This is a genomic window from Clostridium caldaquaticum (assembly GCF_023806125.1).
Classification (GTDB): Bacteria; Bacillota; Clostridia; order Clostridiales; family Clostridiaceae; genus Clostridium_AT; species Clostridium_AT caldaquaticum.
The window spans coordinates 1-1662 of sequence record NZ_JAMSKT010000040.1; the positions used below are offsets into that span (position 1 = coordinate 1).

The following is a 1662-nucleotide window of genomic DNA, read 5'->3' on the forward strand; positions in this document are numbered from 1 at the left end:
TTAACTATCATTCCTTTCGCTGTGCTCAAGGCACAAAAATTTATGAAAATGTATATTCTGTACAAACTCTGTCAATAATATAGGCAAGTATGCAGATATACTACAGAGCACGGCGGGGTGAGTGTGATTACACTTTACTGTAATCCGCATATTAACATGTGCCGAATGCCCTTTTAAGTACAAATAAGTGTGCCATCGAGCACGTAAGTTAATCTTTGTTTAAACAAAGACCGTTTATAGCATGGGTATCCAGTCAATGTCTGCATACTCTATTTTTTTATCTAAAAGGTGATGTATATGTTAAAGATTATCTATCCAATTTGTTGTGGCATCGATGTTCATAAGAAGTTTGTTGTAGCAACTATAGCAGCTACCGATAAAAACAATGTCACAACATATTCAACCAAGCAATTCAATACTTACTCTAGAGATCTTCAAAAACTTAAAGAATGGTTATCTTCCCATGATTGTAATGAGGTTTGCATGGAAAGCACAGGTAAGTATTGGATTCCTATCTACAATATACTTGAAGAGTGTTGCAAAATAACTCTCGCAAATCCCAAGTATATTAAGGGTATCCCTGGTAAAAAAACAGACAAACGTGATTCTATCTGGATTGCAGATTTACACAAGCATGGCCTCGTTAGAGGAAGTTTTATCCCACCTAAGAAGATACGTGAGCTTAGAGACCTAATGCGCTACCGCTTCAAACTTACTAATTTTCGCTCAAGTGAGAAAAACAGGTTTCAAAATTCATTAACAGTGTCAAATATTATGATATCTAACGTAGTATCAGATACCTTCGGCAAATCAGCTTCTGCTATAATTAAGTATGCTATGCAAAACCCTAATGAAACTAATATAGACTTTACTCAGTTTCTACACAGAAGTATGCTTCCTAAAGCTGATGAAATTAATATTTCTATGCAAGGCTCTATTTCCAAAGAGCAATCTGCCAAAATGTCTGTATGCTTAAATCACTATGACTACGTTAATGCCTGTATTTCTCAACTAGATACTGCTATTTCTTTAATCTCTAGCGAGTTTAAACCACAACTTGAACTTTTAGCTACTATACCTGGTATAACCCTACAATCCGCAACTAATATAATTTCTGAAATAGGTGTAGATATGTCAGTATTTCAGGATGCTAAGCACCTAAGCTCCTGGGCTGGACTTACGCCACAGAATAATGAAAGTGCAGGTAAAAAGAAAAGCGTACGTATAAGCCGTGCTGGAGCTTATCTAAAACCTCTTCTTATTCAAGTTGCAAATGCTGCAATAAAAGATAAATCTTGCCCTTACTTTAAACACCGTTATGAAAGTATCAAGAAAAGACGTGGGCATAAAAGAGCTATCATTGCAATTGCAAGAATGCTTCTGGTATGTGTCTATAACATGCTCGTAAAAAATGAGTGTTTCAACAATTCCATTTATGAAGAATATCTCGCCAGAGATACAAAACCTCAAACTAATATCAGCAAGATGATTATTTTTCTCCAATCTCAAGGATTTGTTGTTTCACAAGCTGTACCTGATACATCATCACCTTAATTTAATATCGCTATTTTGTATAGATCCTATAAGAGATCCTCTTTTTTTCGAACAAAAGGAATGGGTCTTATTTGTGTGCCTTCATTTATGGTTTTCATTTTCAAGTTA

At 35.1% G+C, this 1662-nt stretch carries 1 protein-coding gene; it reads left to right on the top strand.

All coding sequences use genetic code 11. The features are described 5' to 3' along the window. Positions 1 to 297: 297 nt before the first annotated feature. The gene (locus M2651_RS14190; protein ID WP_252132993.1) at positions 298 to 1554 is read left to right on the top strand and encodes an IS110 family RNA-guided transposase; all 1257 of its coding nucleotides are present in this window, start codon (positions 298 to 300) and stop codon (positions 1552 to 1554) included. Positions 1555 to 1662: the final 108 nt, after the last annotated feature.

Coding starts and splice junctions, on each gene's coding strand:
- M2651_RS14190 (WP_252132993.1), top strand. CDS start 298: ATGTTAAAGATTATCTATCCAATTTGTTGTGGCATCGATGTTCATAAG.